This window comes from Chryseobacterium taeanense (assembly GCF_900099685.1).
Taxonomy (GTDB): domain Bacteria; phylum Bacteroidota; class Bacteroidia; order Flavobacteriales; family Weeksellaceae; genus Chryseobacterium; species Chryseobacterium taeanense.
This window is the reverse complement of the sequence record NZ_FNDW01000012.1, coordinates 81,092-98,551: the sequence shown is the minus strand read 5'-3', so window position 1 is coordinate 98,551 and position 17,460 is coordinate 81,092. Positions and strand designations below refer to the sequence as shown.

Here is a 17,460-nt window from a genome sequence, read left to right as displayed (position 1 = left end):
TCTATTACTAAGATGCACTATTCTGAAAAGGTTGCAGTAAAAAATAAAAAAAGCTCAAATTTTTTTTGAGCTTCTGTATTTATCGTTTGATAATCGTATTGGTCATGGTAGTATGGCTGATTAGCTGTTCTTTTTCATCCCTGATCTCAATTTCTGAAACATGCATTGTTTTGCCTTTTCTGATAAATCTTGCCACTGCAGTTACGAGTCCGTCTTTTTTGCTTCTTAAATGATTGGTGTTAATATTGGTTCCGACACCAAAATATTTTTCACCATCAATAAATATATTCGACAGGCTTGAACCCATAGTCTCTGCAAGAACACAGCTTGCTCCGCCATGCATGATACCGAAAGGCTGATGAATTCTTGGTAAAACGGGCATTGTCGCCGTCAGCGTCTCATTTTCAACGTCAATATCAATAAATTTTATCTCTAACGTTTTTGCAAAGGTCTCTTCACCCCAATTGTTGATGAATTCTAATATTTCTTCCTTCGTTTTATCTTTAATATACATATTTTATAAGTGATAATTGATAAGTAATTTTGTTAACCTTAACCTTAACCTTTTACCTCAGAATCATTCCCCATAATATTAGGATTCCAGTTCTCAGGAACTTTCGGTACGATATCATTTTTGATGTAATATTCCTGAATCTCAGTCATGATTTCAGCAAAGGTTGCCGTTTCAATTCTCTCATAAGGAATCGTATAACCAAGGTAAATTATTTTTCTTTTAAAATCTCCTGCTGCCAGAACTATTGGGACTTTTGCCGCTAAAGCCATATGATAAAAGCCTTTTCTCCATTTCGGAACCCAGCTTCTTGTGCCTTCAGGTGTGATAACGAGACTGAAATCATCTTTTGCAAATTGTTTGGCTACAAAATTTACCAGGTCATTTTTTTGGCTTCTGTCGATTCCGATACCGCCAAGACCTTTTACCAGTCCGCCGTACCAGGATTTGGTATGAGCATCTTTAATAATGACTTTTAAAGGCTTTTCCAAAGACCAGTAGGCAAGATTTCCTAAAATATATTCCATATTATGGGTGTGTGGTGCCACAACCAGAATACATCGGTTCAGGCTGTTTACATCGCCTTGTAAAACGACTTTCCAGCCCATTAATTTTAATAATATTTTGCCTAAAAGCTTTCTCATGTTATCTAAATTAAAAACAAAAAAGTATAACCAAAGTGGTTATACTTTTACAAATATATTGAAATATTATCGCTCTTAAAATAAACCGCTGATTAAATCTACGATTTTCATTACAATTTCTAATGCTAGCTGTATCATGATAATTTAATATTTTTTGGGTGTTCTTGGTTATATATTATTATACAAATGTATAGTTTTTTATTGACATGGCGAACTAAATTTTCAATTTTTTTACCGATCAGTGAGAGAAGAAGGATGTGAATTTCAAACGGTTGTGTCATCCATTCACACCTTCTGCCACTCTCTGCAGTTTAGTTATTTAGTTTGTATGGAAATTTCGTTTTTACCTTCGTCTACCTTGAAGTTGATATTGGCTCCTTTCATCTTTTTGATGCTGTGTTTCATAGAATCAATTACTTGATCTGCCTGGTTGCTGGGCACTTTTTTACCATTTACAATAATGCTGTCTTCGTCGTCAGAATTATATTCTATTGTAGAACCATTTACCGTGATTTTATTTTTTCCGATTATGATGTTCCCGTCTTCGTCTCTTTCCTGATCGTTGTCATCAACGCCGTCTGCATTGAGATCCCCATTGAAGTTGATTCCGTCTTTTTTGGCAGGAATAACTACCGTTTTCAAAGGAAGCACCAGTTCATAATCGATGTTGTAATCTCTGAATCTGTGCTCGTAAGGATATTTAATGTAATTCGGAAGAATAATCTTATTGTTAATTACTTCTACCGGAACGCTTACATTCAGCGGGAGATTATATCCCTTAGCTTCTTTTTTAATGATAAGATAAGGCGTTTTTATATCTGCTTTTCTTGTTACGTCAACGTGAATCCAGTCTTTTTCATACACTGAGATTTTGTCTGAATAAATATCATCATCATATCCTTTGAAGTTCTGAGGAATAGTAACCTGTTTGTAATCAACATAAATACTGTCTGAATTGGTGTCGATAGAAACTTCTTCAGTATCTTCTTTATGCCCTTTCAGGAACATTTCTTTTTTAGCCATACTGAATCCGAAATAAGCACCTAAAGAGATTAATGCAAGGAATAACGCTCCGATTACCCAACCTGTGTTTCTTAATTTTGTCTTAGGTGAAATTAATTTAATACTTAGTAATCCGAATAACATAGCAGGCAGTAAGCTTCCTAAAGTGATTAGTGCCATGATAACGTATTTCATATTGTCGTTATCGAAATAGAAATTCATTTCACTTACAGGAGGGAAGTCGCTGTCTGCTCCCATGAAACCGAATACTACGAATACACCGATCAGGCAGGATAAAGACATAAATGCGAAGATTCCTCCTAAAATATATCGTACAACATTCCACAATCCGCTTCCTGCGTTGTTGATGTAAGGCTTGTTTTCGATATAGATTTCTCCGACCCTCTGAGTAGATTCGTTGGCAAACTGTACCAATTTGTTAGACTCATTCTTAAGATTGTCGAAGTTCATAGGCTTTCCCTTCATTTTCAGGAAATCTGCAGCTGTTTCAGCTTTTGGCAATACTGCCCAAAGAATTATATAAAGTAATAAAACCAAAGTTGATGAGATGGCTGCCGTGAAAATACCTAAGATGAAGATTCCCAGCCAGATGGCTCTCATTGCCGTGATGTCTATACCTACGTAATGAGCAAGACCAGCACAAACTCCTGCGATTTTCTGTCTTTCAGGATCGCGGAACAATTGCTTTTTATCAGAATATCCTGTTCCTGTACTTCCTGCTTTTTTTGTATTTTTTTCAGAGTAATAAGCTTCTTCCTGTTCTTCTATTTTTTCAGGGCTTCCGATCTGTGCAATTACTCGTTCTACATCAGAATCGTTGATTACTTCACGTTTTGCCATAGAATCTTTAAAGATTTCTACCATTCTGATTTCTATATCGTGCATTACCTCGTCTGCTTCAGAAGCATCCAGAGAGCTTCTCAGTGCATTCAGATAATCGCTTAGCTTTATATATGCATGTTCTTCTATGGTGAAAGAAAAACCTGCGAGTCCTATTGAGAGTGTTTTGTTCATAGCTTTGTTTTTTTAAGATTTTTGAGTGATTTGGTTGACTGAATTTGTTAATTCGTTCCAGGTATTCTGAAGTTCGTCTAAAAACAGTTTACCTTTTTCAGTGATCTGGTAGTACTTTCTGGGAGGTCCTCCTGTAGATTCTTCCCATCGGTACGAAAGAAACTCGCCGTTTTTTAATCTTGTTAAAAGAGGGTAGAGTGTTCCTTCCACTACATCCAGTTTTCCTTTTTTCAGTTCATCGATTAAATCGGAAACATACATTTCACGATGATTGATGAGACTTAAAATACAGAATTCCAGAATCCCTTTTCGCATTTGCGCTTTGGTATTTTCAGTATTCATCTTTAATAAGTTTTGTTAATTAGTTATATTAATTTCGAAATCCGGAACCTAGCTAGATGAACCTATTTCGATTTTACATTACAAAGATATGTAATTAAAATGGTATTATGCAATACAAAGTAGTGAAAATATTTCGTTAATTTGTTTAAGTAATTGATAATCAGTTTAATTATTTTTAATACTCATGATTTTTATTTTTAGTCCTGACTTAAATAAAGACATATTTCTTGAAAATTCATTCGATTTTATTTTTGGTAAACAAGATATAATGAGAAGTATTAACCTAAAACCTTTACTTTTGTATTAAATTTAAAAGCTAAAAATAACACATATGATATATTCAAAATTTTTATCATTATTTCTGCTTTCGGGAATTTATATTTCGGCTCAGCATCAATTTCAGATCAATGACGGCTCAGACAAATATGAAGTAAAAATAAATGTTGAAACTTGTGATAAAGAAGAGTGTCAGGGAAAGGCAACAATAGATTTGTATGACAAGAAAACATCAAAATTGTTTCAAACGCTTAAATCGGATGATCTGAATTTTTATTTGAATGAAAACCAAAAGCCGACAGTCAATATCATCCAGTTATATAATGAACAAAGTCCGTTGATATTTGATGATTTTAATTTCGACGGAACGGAAGATCTCGCCATCAGAAATGGAAATGAAAGTGGCTACGGAGGTCCTTCTTACGATGTTTACGTATTTAATATTACTAAAAAACAGTTTGTTTTAAGTGAGGAATTAACGGGCTTGGCTCATGATAATTTAGGGATGTTTAATACGGATTCTGAGCGAAAAAGATTGATTACCTATTCAAAATCAGGATGTTGCTGGCATCTCACCACGGAATATTCTGTGCTTCCGCAAAGAGGTTTATTTAAAGTATATGAACTCGAAGAAGATGCAACCGGCGGTGAAAAAGTAAAGGTTACAAAGAGAGAATTTATTAATGATAAATGGATTACGAATGTAAAAACGTATCCAATCAACGAATATTATAAAGAAAATTAGTAATGAAGATTCAAAAAGAAATCGATTTTATTCTGGCCGTAGATGCCCTGAAAAATGTACAGAGAAGAAACTTTAATGCTGATGATTCCAGAAGGGAGAATACTGCGGAACATTCTTGGCAGATTATCATTCTTGCCCAGATCCTTTTTCCGTATGCTAAAAACAGAGCAGATATTGATTTGCTGAGAGTGATCAGAATTCTTTCGATTCATGATCTGGTAGAAATCGAAGCGGGAGACACCTTTTTATTTGATGAAGCCGCAATGGTTGGAAAATTTGAAAGAGAAAAAGTTTCTGCTCAAAAGATATTTGGGATTTTAGATGAACCTTTAAGATCTGAATTTTTTAATCTCTGGCTGGAATTTGAGGAAGAACAAACGCCAGATGCTATTTTTGCCTGCGCTATTGATCGTATCATGCCTTTTATTTTAAATTCTCATACTTCAGGAAAAAGCTGGACGGAAGCCGGAGTTACAGAAAAACAAATCAGAAATATGCTGGAAAATGCTATTGTAAGAGCTTCGGATGAAATGGGAGAGGCTTTTCAACTTCTACTTGTTAAAAATCTGGAGACTGAAAAGGTGTTGAAGTAAATTTTAATCAGATTGATTTAAGCTTTATTTTTTGGTAGAATTCTCTATACTAAAATAAAATGACCGCACATTTCACAGATTGCTTTTGATCTTTAAAGAAAAAATAGGAAATCTATAAAATCAACTGTGGAAATCCTTGCAATTAGTGGAAGATATAAAAATATTAGTTTCGGCGGCCAAAGGCCGCCGAAACCTCTTTATAGTATCTGAATTGGTTTCTTAAATTCATCAATCGCTACAAAAGTGAAATCTCCCACGATCGCTCTTTCCCTTTCATACGAATACATTTGTTCAGTATAGATTTCTACGTTTACTTTCATACTTGTATTTCCAACATGAACGACCTTTCCAATCAGTTCCACAATCGTTCCGGCAGGGATGGATCTTTTAAAATCTATCTTATCGCTGCTTACGGTTACAACGCGTTTTCTTGCAAATCTTGTGGCGGCAATAAAAGCAACCTCATCCATCAGTTGCATGGCGGTACCTCCGAAAAGTGTATCGTAATGGTTGGTAGTATTGGGGAAAACGGCTTTAAAGATTCTGGTTTCCGATGCTGCAATTCTTTCTTCTGTAGTCATATTTCATTATTAAATTAAAGCGAAATGAAATGTTTTAGAACAACAGAAAATAACAGAGACGTAAATCTCTGAAAATCTATCAGATCAACAAACTTCAAATCGCGAAAGTTTTTTGTATTGAAGAAAAAGGCAGGTCTCCTGACTCGTAACATCTTTATTTCCTTCCCATGACATGGCACAGTGGATTTTTAATAAAGACTTCAGTTACTTACAGTTGCGCGACAGTTCGAGATTTTCACACGATTCCCTTTTAATCTGCGGTTAAGCAAAACCAATTTCCTGGAAAGCTTGAGCATAAGGCAATGCGCCAAAGCAAAATCTTTCCGGCAGCAAAAGTAATGATTATTGGTGAATTATTCTGGGTTTTTATAGATGATCTGGCTTTGAACTTTTCCCTGTTTGATCGTCCAGATCGTGGTATATCTGTTTTCACCGGAACCGTTAATCATATAAAGAAAAATATGATCGTTATCGATTGCCGTTACACCGACATTATTGAAATCCATCGTCGGCTGAAACATATTTTTGATAGCATCCCTTACAAAGACAGAACCTCTTCCGGGCTGCTGAACTCTTACCGATTTTATTTCTGTCATTCCTTCAGGGATTTCTTTGCCGACACCCCAGGCTTTTACTTTATCAACTTTAATGATATTTCCGTCAGCATCTTTTTCTTGTTTCTTAAGTTTTGCGTAAGAAGGGTACACGTCAATGATGACTTTCGTTCTTTGATTTCCCGGAATTTTAGGGTTGGTATTGTCAGTGAAAATCAGGGATCTTCCGTTTTTCGACTTTGAAGGCGTAAACTGCGGCAATTTATCTACGAAAACTACTCGATCTTTATTCACCATTCCTTCTTTGGTGATGCTGTCGTATCTTACGAAAGGTTTATCAGTGTCATCTTTTTCAGGATATTTAATCCAGATCCATTCCGTTTCGCCGGGAGCAGGCTTTACGTAAATAAAAACATCGCCCGCTTTCATACGGATTTTATCAATAATTTTTCGGTAGTCATCTTTATGCACACGCACCATGGCGTATCCATCCTCAGCTTTTACAACACCGAAAGGAACTTTATTCTGTCCTTTGGCAAAAGCCATAAAAAGAAAACTGAATACTGATAAATAAAACGTTTTTTTTACGGAAATCATCATGAAATTTTTTTGACAGTTCAAATATATTAATTAAATATTTTTCGGAAGATAATAATGTTGTTGCAATTCTCTTAAATCTTTAATTTGCTTTAAATGTGCATTGGAAAGAAAATAAATTTCATCTGAAATATCCGAAACTTCCATATATTGATGATCCGAAATAATAAAGCCTTTTTGTTTAGACTGCTCTTTGATGATTTTTTGCATTTCGGTTATGAGTTTGGGAGAAAGCCCGTTAAAAGGCTCATCCAGCAAAATAAACTTTGAATAGGAATGAATAATTAACAAAGCTTCAACAATTTTTCTTTCCCCACCAGAAAGATTTCTGCAAGTTTCAATCAGAAAAGGCTTGATAAGGTCTGACTCAAAAAGCTTTTCGGAATTTTTCTTATCACAAAAAAGTGGGATCAGATTTTTAATCTTCACATCCTTAGGAAGAAAAAAACATTGAGGCAAATAAGCGATTCTTCTTTTTCTGTCGAATTGGTTTTGCAGAATTTTATCGTCAACCCTAATGAATTCTGTATCGCCCTTTAATGTTCCGGAAATAATCTTCAGCAAAGTTGATTTTCCTGTTCCGTTTCTGCCCAATAACCCAATAATTTGTCCTGTTTTACAGCCGATATAGACGTCCCTTAAAATTTTTTTATCAGCAAAAGACTTTGTCACACTGTCAATATGTAGTATACTCATAAAAACTTTGTAAGAATGTTTACGAAAATGCTTAATGAAATAGTTGTGACCCAAAGAAATACCCTTGAAAAACCAAAATTGGAGTAAAAATAATATTCATCTTTTAATCTTAATTCATAAATTAAAAAATGAAATGAGGGCAAAAATATTAAAAAGCACAATCCAAAACCATTGGCCGTAAATCCAAATAATGAATCCATTAATAAAGAAAATGAAACAGCAGGTATCAGAAGTTTCAAATAAAAAATCCAAAGAATTTTAAAGTTTTTGGTCATGCTTCAAATGTAAGAAAGAAAAATAAAGAGTGACAGAAGACACCCTTTGCTATGGTTTAAAATTGAATTAATCATTCCTGAGTTTTGATTTCACATGATTATGCTTAATGATTTTTCTGAGCTCCAAAATCTGATCTCTTGTAAAGAACTTTTTAGGAACCATATTCATAACCTGTGCATTTTGGTAGATCAGGAACCATTCCTTATTCTCCTTTACTTTATAAACGGAGTTCCATGTAAAATCTCCTTTGAAAGTTTCTCCCTGAACATGTGCTTTTCTTCTGTAAAAGTATAAATAATACTTTCCTGGATATTCTTATTCGAGTTAAAAGTAGACCTTACACTGAAAAAAGACCGGATCAATAGAAACAAAAGCAAAATAGCAAACCACATCGAAGCTGATTTTAAAATATCCCTTTCCGTACTGTCGTCCACTGATTCCTTTATTATAAAAAATACCAAAAGAATTAATGGAAAGGCGATAAGTCTTAATAAAGAACTTTTTAGGTGAAATATTAAAAAATCCCTAAGTGTAATTTGCGTTTTTATAGTCATAGTTAAAAATTAAATCCTTTCCAGCTCATCCGCATCAATCGTCGTCTTGAATGTTCCGTAGTTCACGATCACCTTATTTCTGGAAATCTTTTCAATCGTTCCTACACTTGTGCTTCCTGTGATACGGACACGTTGCCCGACTTTCATCCATAATGCGCGGTCGGTTTTGCGTTTTTCTTCCAGTTTTTCGTTAGTTTCAGCGATTTTTTCGATGGTTTCCTCTTTCTTCAGTTGCTGTGTTATTTTTCGTTTAACAACCTGAAGACGTTTGCTTTCGTCTTTATCTGCACCGATTTTTCTGAATTTCTCCTGTTCCAGAATCTTTACAAAATCTTTTACCACATCTTTCCTTGACTTTCCTTTTATATAACTGTCGATAAATGTTTCAATCTTATTGCCGAACTGTAATTTACGATGTTCTTCTTCATACAGTTTCTGAAAATTATACAGTTTTTGCTGAAGCTGATCGTTGAGTTTTTGCAGATTATCGCGTTTATCTTCCACAGATTCTTTTCTCTCGGCAAGATCAGTTTTCAGTTTTTCAACCTCATACTTTTCCTGTTGAAGTTTTACGATTGTTTTATCAAGATTTACAATATCATGTTCTACTTTTTTCTTGGCAGAATGAATGATAAATCTCGGAATCTTATTTTTCTCCGCGACCTCAAAGGTAAATGAACTTCCTGCCTGTCCGACTTCCAGCTTGTACATCGGCTCAAGCGTTTCTTCATTAAAAAGCATCGCCGCATTTTGTGCATTCGGAAGCTGCTCTACCACCAGTTTGATATTGGTATAGTGGGTGGTAATAATCGCAAAGCTTTTTTTATCATAGAAAAACTCAAGGAAGCTTTCTGCTAAAGCGCCGCCCAGTTCCGGATCTGAACCTGTACCGAACTCATCAATCAACAAAAGTGTGTTGGCATCAGCTTCACGGATAATTCCGCCCATTTTCTTCAGTCGTGATGAATAGGTCGAAAGATGATTTTCAATTGATTGATTGTCACCAATATCGGTCATGATTTTATCAAAGAAAAACATTTCGGATTTAGGATGAGCCGGTACCAGAATTCCGCTCTGGATCATCAGTTGAAGCAACCCTACCGTTTTTAGAGTGATAGATTTTCCTCCGGCATTGGGCCCTGAAATACAGATAATTCTATTGTGATCCGTTAAGCTGAGCGTTTGAGGGAAAATGGTTTTACTCTCCGCTTTATTTCTCAAAAACAATAAAGGATGAAAGGCTTCTCTTAATTTTAGCGTTTTGTGGCGGTTGATCTTCGGTAAAATTCCGTTGATGAGTTCCGCAAATTTTGCTTTGGCTCTTGTTAAATCAAGATCGAAAATATACTTCTGGTATCTCCACAGCTGAGGTTGGAATTCCGCAAGTTCTGCAGTAAGCTTTCGCAGGATTTTATCAATCTCCTTTTTTTCTTCCTCTTCATTTTCTTTAAGCTTAAAATAATGCTTCACCACAGAATCCGGCTGAATATAAGTAATGGAACCTGTTTTGGATAATCCCAGCACTCTTCCCGGAACTCTTTTTTTAAATCCTGATTTTACCGCTAGAACTCTTTGGTCGTCAATAATTGTTTCACGAATATCATCTAAAAATTCACTCTGACCGTAATTAAACAAAGCCCGGTTAAAGTTTTCCTGAATGGCTTTTTTAGCGATCTGGATTTCCGCTCTCAACTCTTTTAAAACCGGTGAAGCTTCGCTTTTTACTTCTCCGAAACGGTTAAAAACTTTATCTACCTTATCAATAATTTCCTTTTTAAATTCAAGTACCGAAACATCCTGAATCAGCGTAGGAAAGGTTTCCGGCATCGTCGGAAAAAACTTCTGAAGCTTTCCAATCTGTTCTGTGAGGGTTTTTATTTTGATGAAAGCGCTGTTTTCAAGACGGTAATTTTCGATCAGCATCAGTTTCAGTTCGCTTTCGATATCTTCGTATTCATCAAACGGAATTGCATTCGAACTTTCAAAACTCGATAAATATTCTGAAGTTTTTTTTAAGGAAAGTTCGGCTTCGTCAATTTCCATCGGACGCAGCTGAAGAATTTTTTCTCTCGTTTTAGGAGAGTATGCAAAAGGGGAGATTTCCGCGAGCAATTGCGGAAACTCTAATTCATTTAAATCTTCTTTATTTATAAACACATGCAAATTTAGTGAGAAAATGTGAATTTAATTTGAAAATGAGTCAGCTTGATTTTATTTAACCTATAAAGTCATAAAATTTTAACACATTAGTTATTTGAAGTTAAATTTTTGCCGCAAACAACAATATATTAGTTTTGAAAATCTTTGACTTTCTTCTATGTGATCTTTATTATCTTCAATATAAACTTGTTTAAACTAATTTCAGAATTAACCGCAAAAGTTGCAAAAGATATTCACAATGAAATGATTGTATATTTAAAGTTTTCTAATGTGTTTCTAAAAACTTTTTAGCTCAAGACTTAGTTTTAGTAAATTTGAAATATGAAACTGGAAACCGAGAGACTACAATTAAAAGAAATCAACGAAAGTCACGTTGAAGATATTTTAAGGATCAGAAGCAATGAAGTGATTAATCGTTTTGTGAAAAGAAATTCTCCGAAAAATAATTATGATGCGCTTCAGTTTATCCTGACAATTAAAGAAAAAACCAGGAATAACGAAACATTCTATTGGGGCATTTCTTTAAAAGATCACCTAAATCTCATTGGTACGATATGTCTCTGGAATTTTTCCGAGGATCGAAAAACAGCTGAAGTCGGTTATGAACTGTTGCCGGATTATCACGGTAAAGGGCTGATGTCTGAAGCTTTAAAAGCTGTAGTCGAATTTGGATTTAATGAATTGAATCTTCATGAAATCTTTGCTTTTACCAGCAGGTTTAATGAAAATTCTAAAAAACTTCTTACACGCCACGATTTTATATTGAAAGATGATATTGTAGATGACGGTTTCCCCGATAATCTGGCTTTCATCCTGAAAAAGTAATATAATTCTATAACAAAAGCCTGCAGTAGAATTCTACCACAGGCTCAATCAATCTCTAAGCATTTTCTTGATGTTGCTCTAAAATGAAATTTTGTATCATTGCGGGTTTGCTGAAAGTGCAAACACCAGATTGAGGTCATCTTTTACAACGATCATCCCGCCCATCTTTTTTGGAGGTAATATATCGAAATCACTGAATTTTACACTTCTCTTACCTGTAAGTTTCCCGTTCTGCAGACATAAAGTAACATTGTATATCTTACTTTTGTCAATCATTTTCACTTCGATCTGTGCATTATAAACCGTTTTGCTTTTATCTAAAGAAAGAAACTTTACGTGAAGATAAGGATGGTCTTCTGCTGAAAGGGTTTTCTGAAAATCAGAAGTCATTATTCTGTTGCGGCAGTCGAAATCGTCAACTTTTAAGGCGATATTTGGAAGGTTTTTTTCGCTAATCATAAAGCTTCCTCCCGGTGCTCTGAATGTATTATTCGTGCATTTAAAAGTATTGATATTGGTGCTTCCGTTGATTTGAACGTAATTTTCCTGAGCATTCATGAATATTCCAAGTAAAAACGGAATGGCAGTTAAAAAAGCTTTCATAATTCAGGTTGTTTTTAAAAAGTTTTAGATAAAACTTTTACGTTGGTTTTTCATTTAGAAAGAAATGGCTGCTTCCAGAACAAATCCGTTGAATTTGCCGTCATAAAGGATGCTTGAAGTAGGGTAGCCATCATATTTCTGATTCACATATTCTGCTTTTGCGAGAATGTTTTTGGTCATAAACCATCCTCCGCCGATGTTGAAACGGGTGATGTCTACTTTGTTCCCTGTTGCAAGTTCGCCTTTTACCTTGTTGTACCTTCCTCCAACATAAAGATTATCATCATTTCCGAAGCGGTAAATAAGTTCTCCGACATATTGGTTCCAGGTTCTTCTGTCGACTTCTGCTAAATTTCTTCCTGAAGCGCTTTCAAAAGTTCCGAAGAATTCAAGACCTTTGTATCTTACAAATGGGTTAATCATGAAAGAGGTAACTTTATTTTTGAAGTCCGGCACTACCTGTCCTGATCTGAAATTTGCAGAAGAAGTTGCTGCTGCATTTTCCATTACATAATAGTATCGTGATCCGGCTCTGTCACCATCATAAAAGTCAAGTCTCTGTGTGTTGGCTGTGTTATAGACAGATCCTGTAATACGTACTCTGAGATCGCTATTCAGTTGTTTATCATAACCTATCTTACCATATAAAGAAGGGCTTGTTCCGCCGTTGGCATTCTGATTAAGTCTTCCGTTGGTAATACCTCCCATTCCGATAAAGCCATCTCTGCGGTAGTAGTATTCTGCGAAAATCATTGTGGCATAAGCGTCCATCAGGTAATTTCCCACGAATGGGTTTTGTGTGGTATAGGCATTGTCGCTTCTTCTGAAATGCACATCACCATAGTTGATTTCGTCATGACCAAACTTAATGGTTGAATGTTTCATAAAATCACTCAAGAAATCTTTTTGGATAAAATCAAGCTTGTCAATTTGAATGTATCCGCCTTTTACATACGTTTCATTGTGGTGACGGGAAGATAAAAATGTTCTTAAGTGTAAATTGATACCGTCATATAATGCCACATCAATATCGAGGTTGGCTGTAGGTAAATTAAAGTTATTTCCGATGTCGTAAAGCTGGGTCGCCGCTACGGATTGATCTGCGCCGCTTTCATGCTTAAGCCCTTGAAATTGTAAGGCAAACGCTCCGCCGATTCTTACTTTGAGTTTTTCAAATGTTGTTACGGAATCTTTAGGATTTTCAAAAATATTAATTCCTCTTTGATCTCTTGGTTTGAGGTTATCTAGTGGAAACTGTTGAGCCTGTGCAGTACCGGCTAATAAAACGGTTCCTAGTAATGCTGTTTTTATGTAGTTGGTTTTCATAATGCTTGGATTTTAATATTGATTTCATTGTTTTATTGTGCGACAATATTCACTTTTATAGTCACATCGTCACCAGTTTTGATGCCCATAAATCCGGGTCTGCTCATTCCAAAATCTGAAAGTTTTACTGTTTCGGTTCCGTAGATGGTATAAGTGTTTTCATTTTTGGCAACATTTACAGGAAATGAAACGTTTTTGGAAACTCCTGCAATCGTCAATTTGCCGGTCACATTGCTTTTACCCATATTGATGGATGAAGCCGTAAAAGAAATGGTAGGATACTGTGCTGCTTTTAACGCTTCGTATGCCTTATTATCCATGGTGGTTCCTTTTTTACTTTTCAGGTTTTTTACCGGCATCGTAAATGTGGCGTTGGAAATGCTGTTTCCGTTCACCGTTCCTGTAAAAGTGGCGGCTGAAGAATTCATTTCCCAGTCATGTAAAGGAGAAGTTCCGTTAACGAGAATAGTAGTAGTTTTCTGATTGATTTTTTGTGCTTCCGCATTTTGATAGAAAAATAATGTTCCGCATAGGATTGTAGCATTCAAGAAAATTCTTAAAGTTTTCATATCGATAAATATTTAATAGTTATTTTATTTTATCTTTCTTTTTTTTATGATATAAAGGTAGATATTATGTTAATTTTATAATAATTTTTGAATATGATATAAATCTATAAAAACTATTGATTTGTATAAATTTTAATTATTTTTAATTATTATTGAGAAATTTTTGGTTTAAGAGGTCAGAGTTTGAGTTTAAATTTATTTTAGATTGAAATATTAACTAAAAAAATAAATCATAAAAATTTTAACCGGAAAAATGCTGATGAAAGTCACTGTGATTTTCTTGTTTATACCACTGTTAATGGTTACTTTATTGATTAAGCATGAAGGCGTATTTCGGGATATATTTTCTATATTTGAAAAAATATTGACTGAATTTTATATGAAAGTTTTTCAATAAAAGAAAGTCATTGATGTTATAAGAAGCTGGCAGTTATTTTGATCTGCGTATGCTCAGATAAAATAAGATAAACTATTATAATATGACCTGGACAGAAATATTAGCCCCCATAAAAAATACCGAATACTTTACTACGCTTTGGGAAAAGGTTAAACAGGAATACGCAACAACAAAGGTTTTTCCTCCAAAAAATCAGATTTTCAGAGCGTTGGAAATAACTCCGTTTGATGAAGTTGAAGTGGTGATTATTGGTCAGGATCCTTATCATAATGATTATCAGGCGAACGGTTTGTGTTTTTCAGTTTCCGAACAGGTTGTTGCACCACCTTCACTGAAGAATATTTTTATAGAGCTGAAAGACGATCTGGGTGTAGAAAGAAAATCGAAAGAACTGGACGACTGGGGAAAACAGGGCGTTTTATTGTTGAATGCTACGCTGACAGTACGTGCACATTCGCCAAACTCTCATAAAGATTTAGGCTGGGAAAAATTCACGGATTTTATTATTAAAGAAATATCCGATAAAAAAGAGAATGTTGTATTTGTATTATGGGGTGCTTTTGCACAAAAAAAAGCCGAACTTATTAATCCGGCTAAACATTTTATTTTAAAATCTGCGCATCCTTCACCTTTTTCTGTTTACAGAGGTTTTTTCGGAAGCAAACCTTTTTCAAAAATTAATGAATATCTTATTTCCAAACGCAAGAAACCTATTGCATGGTAAAATCACTGTATTTTTTGGATAGTAATTCCTATTTTGTATTTCCCCTCAAGAGCTTTTGTGCCAAGCGTTACCCCGGGATACGGATTAACCTCTATTAAAGTAATTTTATAGCCGTTAAAATCTGCCGACCGGTGATAATTTCTTCCTTTGTTGTCTTCATTGGCAAGAGATAATGTCACCGGTCTTGTAGTGGTTCCCATTACTTCTATTTCTGCAACCGCGACTCCTGCCCAAATGCAGTTTACATCTTTAGGACATCGGCTGTCTTCAGAAATACGCTTGAAGGTTACGTTCATCTGGTATTCATCCAGGAATTTATTTTCTCCTTCATTAAAGTAAATGACAGATCCTTCCTGACTGCTTTTTGTAACATTAGCTGAGTTTTCCACTTTATCTTTTGTTGAAGTTTTTGCTTCCTTTTGTGTGTTACATTGGATTAATGATAATAATCCTAAACTTAATATAATGGTTTTGTATGGCATATCTTTATTTTTTAAATAATAGCAAGCATATTCAATACTACCACCAAAAACATTGCCACACCAACCACAAGGCTGAATCCTGTTCCGTAGATAAAGCCTATAAAAGCTCCTTTTGTAGATTTCAGCGCTTTATTCAGATCTTTGCTATCGTGTAAAAGTTCTCCTATAAAAACACCAGCGAACATTCCTACCAGAAAGCCTAAAGGAATGGGCAGGAAAATCCCTACGATAGTTCCGACAATAGAGCCAATGCTTCCCCAGCGTGTTCCTCCGTATTTCTGATTAGTCTTAGCGGGAATCACGTAGTTTAATACGACCGAAGCAATCGTAAGAATCACAAATACCCAGATGTACAATATTGGTAAGTCTGCATCCGTCCCGAATTTATAAATTAAAAGTCCGCAGATGCTAAGCAGCAGTCCGGGCAAAATAGGCAGAAAAGTTCCTAGTATTCCTAAAAATAAAAGAATAAGGCAGAGGATATTAAATAAGGTTGAGTCCATTTTTTTTATTTAATGAAAAGATATAAAAAAAAGTGGCTCTATAAAAGCCACTTCCATGTTTAAGATGAAGTTTTTATTAAAGGTTTAAGATGACATATTGTAGAATTACGGCGGCATTTCCTATGTTTCCGGTAGCATGATTGTGGAATGTGGTATAATAAATATAACCGCTGTTTGAAGCTCCCGAGCAAGATCCTACTGTGGCGCCTAGGGCAACCAGATAAGGAACAAATGCCTGTGGAACCGAAAGACTTATCTGGATATTTCCGGGAAGTGTGATACACACTGTTACAAATGTTGTATTCGGAGCGTTTCCGATAGGAGTAACCGGAATACCTGTTGCTGTGAAATGATTGGTTCTTATCATTAAAGCGTCATTTGAAGAAGTTTCTTTTACTAAAACTTCCCAGTAAGCCGGATCGTAATTAATTATTTTTTGCCAAGAACCTAAATCGTAATCAATATTAAGGGTGTTGAATCCTAAAGCTGTGGTAAGTCCTGCATTGTTTACTGTAGCGCCCAACATTCCTGAATTTCCGATATTTTTAGAGCATAATTTTGAATCAGGTACAAATCCTCCTGGAAGAGAACAGTTATTGGTGTTGGTGGTTCCGCCTACCAAATAGGCAACATCCCAGTCTGAAGCATAGATACTTCCTCCGTTGGCAACAAAAATTGCCAGATTGGCATCTATGGCAGAATAAAGTGTGGGGTTTGCAGAGTAGTTATTTCTTGATCCGCAGTTAAGGAAAATGATATCATACTGCGAAATAGTTGTAAGATTGGCAAGGTCGTTATTGGTGATTTCCGTAGCTGTATATCCTAAAATCTGAATAATGTCTTCTATTTTGTCATACGTTCCTTTTACGTAAGCAATTTTTGCAACTTGGTTAAGTTTGGTCTGGCTTGCGTCGAGATTTAAAGTTTCGTTATCTTTTACGTTCGCTGAAATTTCTGTACGGAAATTACTTCCGTTACCCGTCTGAATATAAATCGTGTGATTTCCAGCCGGTGCATCAAGCGTAAACTTACCTTCTGCGTCTGATGTTGTATAATAGATTTTATACTTGTCATCAAAAGTAAAAACCGAAGCTCCCCCGATAGGTTTGGTTCCGTTTTGTGACATTACTTTTCCGGTAATTTTTCCTGTTTTTACAGTGGTGGTGTTTTCGGAAACTACTGCAGGGTCATCTCCTCCTGAACAATTCGTTAAAAGTGTAAAGATGCAAAGCAGAATAAAAAGATAGTGTTTTTTCATATGTTATTGATTTTTATTTGTTTAGTTTATGTCAAATTTAAGTAATAATTATATAAAAAATCATAAAAATGAATATTTTTTTTAAAATAATTTATTAATATTGATTTTTGATAGTGAATTTTCTATTTATTTATCGATGTTTGAAATGATTTAATATTTTTAAAATTACATTAGAATTTTTCATTAAATATTTATCATAATTTTGTC

18 protein-coding genes, 1 pseudogene and 1 riboswitch are annotated in these 17,460 nt (G+C 34.9%); of the genes and pseudogenes, 4 read left to right on the top strand and 15 right to left on the bottom strand.

The window, feature by feature from the left end:
• Positions 1-79 precede the first annotated feature (79 nt).
• The 4 genes from BLR30_RS15175 to BLR30_RS15160 form a co-directional block, all read right to left on the bottom strand.
• The gene (locus BLR30_RS15175; RefSeq protein ID WP_089860858.1) at positions 80-508 is read right to left on the bottom strand and encodes a PaaI family thioesterase; all 429 of its coding nucleotides are present in this window, start codon (positions 506-508) and stop codon (positions 80-82) included.
• 50 nt (positions 509-558) lie between these two features.
• Positions 559-1,155: a 1-acyl-sn-glycerol-3-phosphate acyltransferase gene (locus BLR30_RS15170; protein WP_089860774.1), complete on the bottom strand. Its 597-nt coding sequence runs from the start codon at positions 1,153-1,155 to the stop codon at positions 559-561.
• 315 nt (positions 1,156-1,470) lie between these two features.
• Positions 1,471-3,192 (bottom strand): PspC domain-containing protein, encoded by a 1,722-nt coding sequence (locus BLR30_RS15165; protein WP_089860773.1) that lies wholly within the window; start codon positions 3,190-3,192, stop codon positions 1,471-1,473.
• A 12-nt stretch (positions 3,193-3,204) separates the two neighbouring features.
• On the bottom strand, positions 3,205-3,534 hold the full coding sequence (locus BLR30_RS15160) for a PadR family transcriptional regulator (protein WP_089860771.1): 330 nt from the start codon (positions 3,532-3,534) through the stop codon (positions 3,205-3,207).
• Positions 3,535-3,865: 331 nt separating this feature from the next.
• On the opposite strand from BLR30_RS15160, the gene BLR30_RS15155 reads away from it, so the two are divergent.
• Together BLR30_RS15155 and BLR30_RS15150 are read left to right on the top strand one after the other, a co-directional pair.
• Positions 3,866-4,555, top strand: coding sequence for an XAC2610-related protein (locus BLR30_RS15155; protein WP_089860769.1), 690 nt, complete (start codon positions 3,866-3,868; stop codon positions 4,553-4,555).
• A 2-nt stretch (positions 4,556-4,557) separates the two neighbouring features.
• A complete protein-coding gene (locus tag BLR30_RS15150; protein WP_089860767.1) occupies positions 4,558-5,148 on the top strand; it encodes an HD domain-containing protein in 591 nt (196 codons plus the stop codon).
• A 197-nt stretch (positions 5,149-5,345) separates the two neighbouring features.
• Here the strand turns inward: BLR30_RS15150 and BLR30_RS15145 are convergent, their stop codons facing one another.
• From BLR30_RS15145 to BLR30_RS15115, 5 genes and pseudogenes are all read right to left on the bottom strand, one after another.
• Positions 5,346-5,729, bottom strand: coding sequence for an acyl-CoA thioesterase (locus BLR30_RS15145; RefSeq protein ID WP_089860765.1), 384 nt, complete (start codon positions 5,727-5,729; stop codon positions 5,346-5,348).
• Between the two features lie 111 nt (positions 5,730-5,840).
• A riboswitch (cobalamin riboswitch) is annotated at positions 5,841-6,020 on the bottom strand.
• Positions 6,021-6,082: 62 nt separating this feature from the next.
• Positions 6,083-6,883, bottom strand: a complete 801-nt coding sequence (locus BLR30_RS15140; protein ID WP_089860763.1) for a hypothetical protein — start codon at positions 6,881-6,883, stop codon at positions 6,083-6,085.
• 30 nt (positions 6,884-6,913) lie between these two features.
• Entirely contained in the window at positions 6,914-7,576 is a 663-nt protein-coding gene (locus tag BLR30_RS15135) for an ATP-binding cassette domain-containing protein (protein WP_089860761.1), read from the bottom strand.
• 342 nt (positions 7,577-7,918) lie between these two features.
• Positions 7,919-8,098: pseudogene (locus BLR30_RS18075) on the bottom strand (YcxB family protein); the annotation flags it as partial.
• A gap of 317 nt (positions 8,099-8,415) precedes the next feature.
• The gene (locus BLR30_RS15115) at positions 8,416-10,563 is read right to left on the bottom strand and encodes an endonuclease MutS2 (RefSeq protein ID WP_089860753.1); all 2,148 of its coding nucleotides are present in this window, start codon (positions 10,561-10,563) and stop codon (positions 8,416-8,418) included.
• Between the two features lie 324 nt (positions 10,564-10,887).
• Between BLR30_RS15115 and BLR30_RS15110 the strand changes: the two genes are divergently transcribed.
• Entirely contained in the window at positions 10,888-11,391 is a 504-nt protein-coding gene (locus BLR30_RS15110; protein WP_089860751.1) for a GNAT family N-acetyltransferase, read from the top strand.
• 96 nt (positions 11,392-11,487) lie between these two features.
• On the opposite strand, the gene BLR30_RS15105 is transcribed toward BLR30_RS15110, so the two are convergent.
• From BLR30_RS15105 to BLR30_RS15095, 3 genes are read right to left on the bottom strand one after another with little or no spacing between them, the layout of a single operon-like run.
• On the bottom strand, positions 11,488-11,994 hold the full coding sequence (locus BLR30_RS15105; RefSeq protein WP_089860749.1) for a hypothetical protein: 507 nt from the start codon (positions 11,992-11,994) through the stop codon (positions 11,488-11,490).
• Between the two features lie 54 nt (positions 11,995-12,048).
• Positions 12,049-13,320, bottom strand: coding sequence for a hypothetical protein (locus BLR30_RS15100; protein ID WP_089860747.1), 1,272 nt, complete (start codon positions 13,318-13,320; stop codon positions 12,049-12,051).
• A 32-nt stretch (positions 13,321-13,352) separates the two neighbouring features.
• The gene (locus BLR30_RS15095) at positions 13,353-13,889 is read right to left on the bottom strand and encodes a YceI family protein (RefSeq protein WP_089860745.1); all 537 of its coding nucleotides are present in this window, start codon (positions 13,887-13,889) and stop codon (positions 13,353-13,355) included.
• 479 nt (positions 13,890-14,368) lie between these two features.
• On the opposite strand from BLR30_RS15095, the gene BLR30_RS15090 reads away from it, so the two are divergent.
• Positions 14,369-15,010 carry a uracil-DNA glycosylase gene (locus tag BLR30_RS15090; protein ID WP_089860744.1) on the top strand — a complete coding sequence of 214 codons (642 nt, stop codon included), beginning with the start codon at positions 14,369-14,371 and terminating at the stop codon, positions 15,008-15,010.
• Between the two features lie 2 nt (positions 15,011-15,012).
• Here BLR30_RS15090 and BLR30_RS15085 read toward each other — a convergent pair whose 3' ends face one another.
• From BLR30_RS15085 to BLR30_RS15075, 3 genes are all read right to left on the bottom strand, one after another.
• Positions 15,013-15,492 carry a hypothetical protein gene (locus BLR30_RS15085; RefSeq protein ID WP_089860742.1) on the bottom strand — a complete coding sequence of 160 codons (480 nt, stop codon included), beginning with the start codon at positions 15,490-15,492 and terminating at the stop codon, positions 15,013-15,015.
• Between the two features lie 11 nt (positions 15,493-15,503).
• Complete coding sequence (locus tag BLR30_RS15080; protein ID WP_089860740.1) at positions 15,504-15,995, bottom strand: DUF456 domain-containing protein; 492 nt, start codon at positions 15,993-15,995, stop codon at positions 15,504-15,506.
• A gap of 76 nt (positions 15,996-16,071) precedes the next feature.
• The gene (locus tag BLR30_RS15075; protein WP_089860738.1) at positions 16,072-17,253 is read right to left on the bottom strand and encodes a carboxypeptidase-like regulatory domain-containing protein; all 1,182 of its coding nucleotides are present in this window, start codon (positions 17,251-17,253) and stop codon (positions 16,072-16,074) included.
• Positions 17,254-17,460 lie beyond the last annotated feature (207 nt).

What these genes read in the sequence shown, in the direction of transcription:
- BLR30_RS15170 (WP_089860774.1), bottom strand. Translation starts at nt 1,155, where the DNA reads ATGAGAAAGCTTTTAGGCAAAATATTATTAAAATTAATGGGCTGGAAA.
- BLR30_RS15165 (WP_089860773.1), bottom strand. Translation starts at nt 3,192, where the DNA reads ATGAACAAAACACTCTCAATAGGACTCGCAGGTTTTTCTTTCACCATA.
- BLR30_RS15160 (WP_089860771.1), bottom strand. Translation starts at nt 3,534, where the DNA reads ATGAATACTGAAAATACCAAAGCGCAAATGCGAAAAGGGATTCTGGAA.
- BLR30_RS15155 (WP_089860769.1), top strand. Translation starts at nt 3,866, where the DNA reads ATGATATATTCAAAATTTTTATCATTATTTCTGCTTTCGGGAATTTAT.
- BLR30_RS15150 (WP_089860767.1), top strand. Translation starts at nt 4,558, where the DNA reads ATGAAGATTCAAAAAGAAATCGATTTTATTCTGGCCGTAGATGCCCTG.
- BLR30_RS15145 (WP_089860765.1), bottom strand. Translation starts at nt 5,729, where the DNA reads ATGACTACAGAAGAAAGAATTGCAGCATCGGAAACCAGAATCTTTAAA.
- BLR30_RS15140 (WP_089860763.1), bottom strand. Translation starts at nt 6,883, where the DNA reads ATGATGATTTCCGTAAAAAAAACGTTTTATTTATCAGTATTCAGTTTT.
- BLR30_RS15135 (WP_089860761.1), bottom strand. Translation starts at nt 7,576, where the DNA reads ATGAGTATACTACATATTGACAGTGTGACAAAGTCTTTTGCTGATAAA.
- BLR30_RS15110 (WP_089860751.1), top strand. Translation starts at nt 10,888, where the DNA reads ATGAAACTGGAAACCGAGAGACTACAATTAAAAGAAATCAACGAAAGT.
- BLR30_RS15105 (WP_089860749.1), bottom strand. Translation starts at nt 11,994, where the DNA reads ATGAAAGCTTTTTTAACTGCCATTCCGTTTTTACTTGGAATATTCATG.
- BLR30_RS15100 (WP_089860747.1), bottom strand. Translation starts at nt 13,320, where the DNA reads ATGAAAACCAACTACATAAAAACAGCATTACTAGGAACCGTTTTATTA.
- BLR30_RS15095 (WP_089860745.1), bottom strand. Translation starts at nt 13,889, where the DNA reads ATGAAAACTTTAAGAATTTTCTTGAATGCTACAATCCTATGCGGAACA.
- BLR30_RS15090 (WP_089860744.1), top strand. Translation starts at nt 14,369, where the DNA reads ATGACCTGGACAGAAATATTAGCCCCCATAAAAAATACCGAATACTTT.
- BLR30_RS15085 (WP_089860742.1), bottom strand. Translation starts at nt 15,492, where the DNA reads ATGCCATACAAAACCATTATATTAAGTTTAGGATTATTATCATTAATC.
- BLR30_RS15080 (WP_089860740.1), bottom strand. Translation starts at nt 15,995, where the DNA reads ATGGACTCAACCTTATTTAATATCCTCTGCCTTATTCTTTTATTTTTA.
- BLR30_RS15075 (WP_089860738.1), bottom strand. Translation starts at nt 17,253, where the DNA reads ATGAAAAAACACTATCTTTTTATTCTGCTTTGCATCTTTACACTTTTA.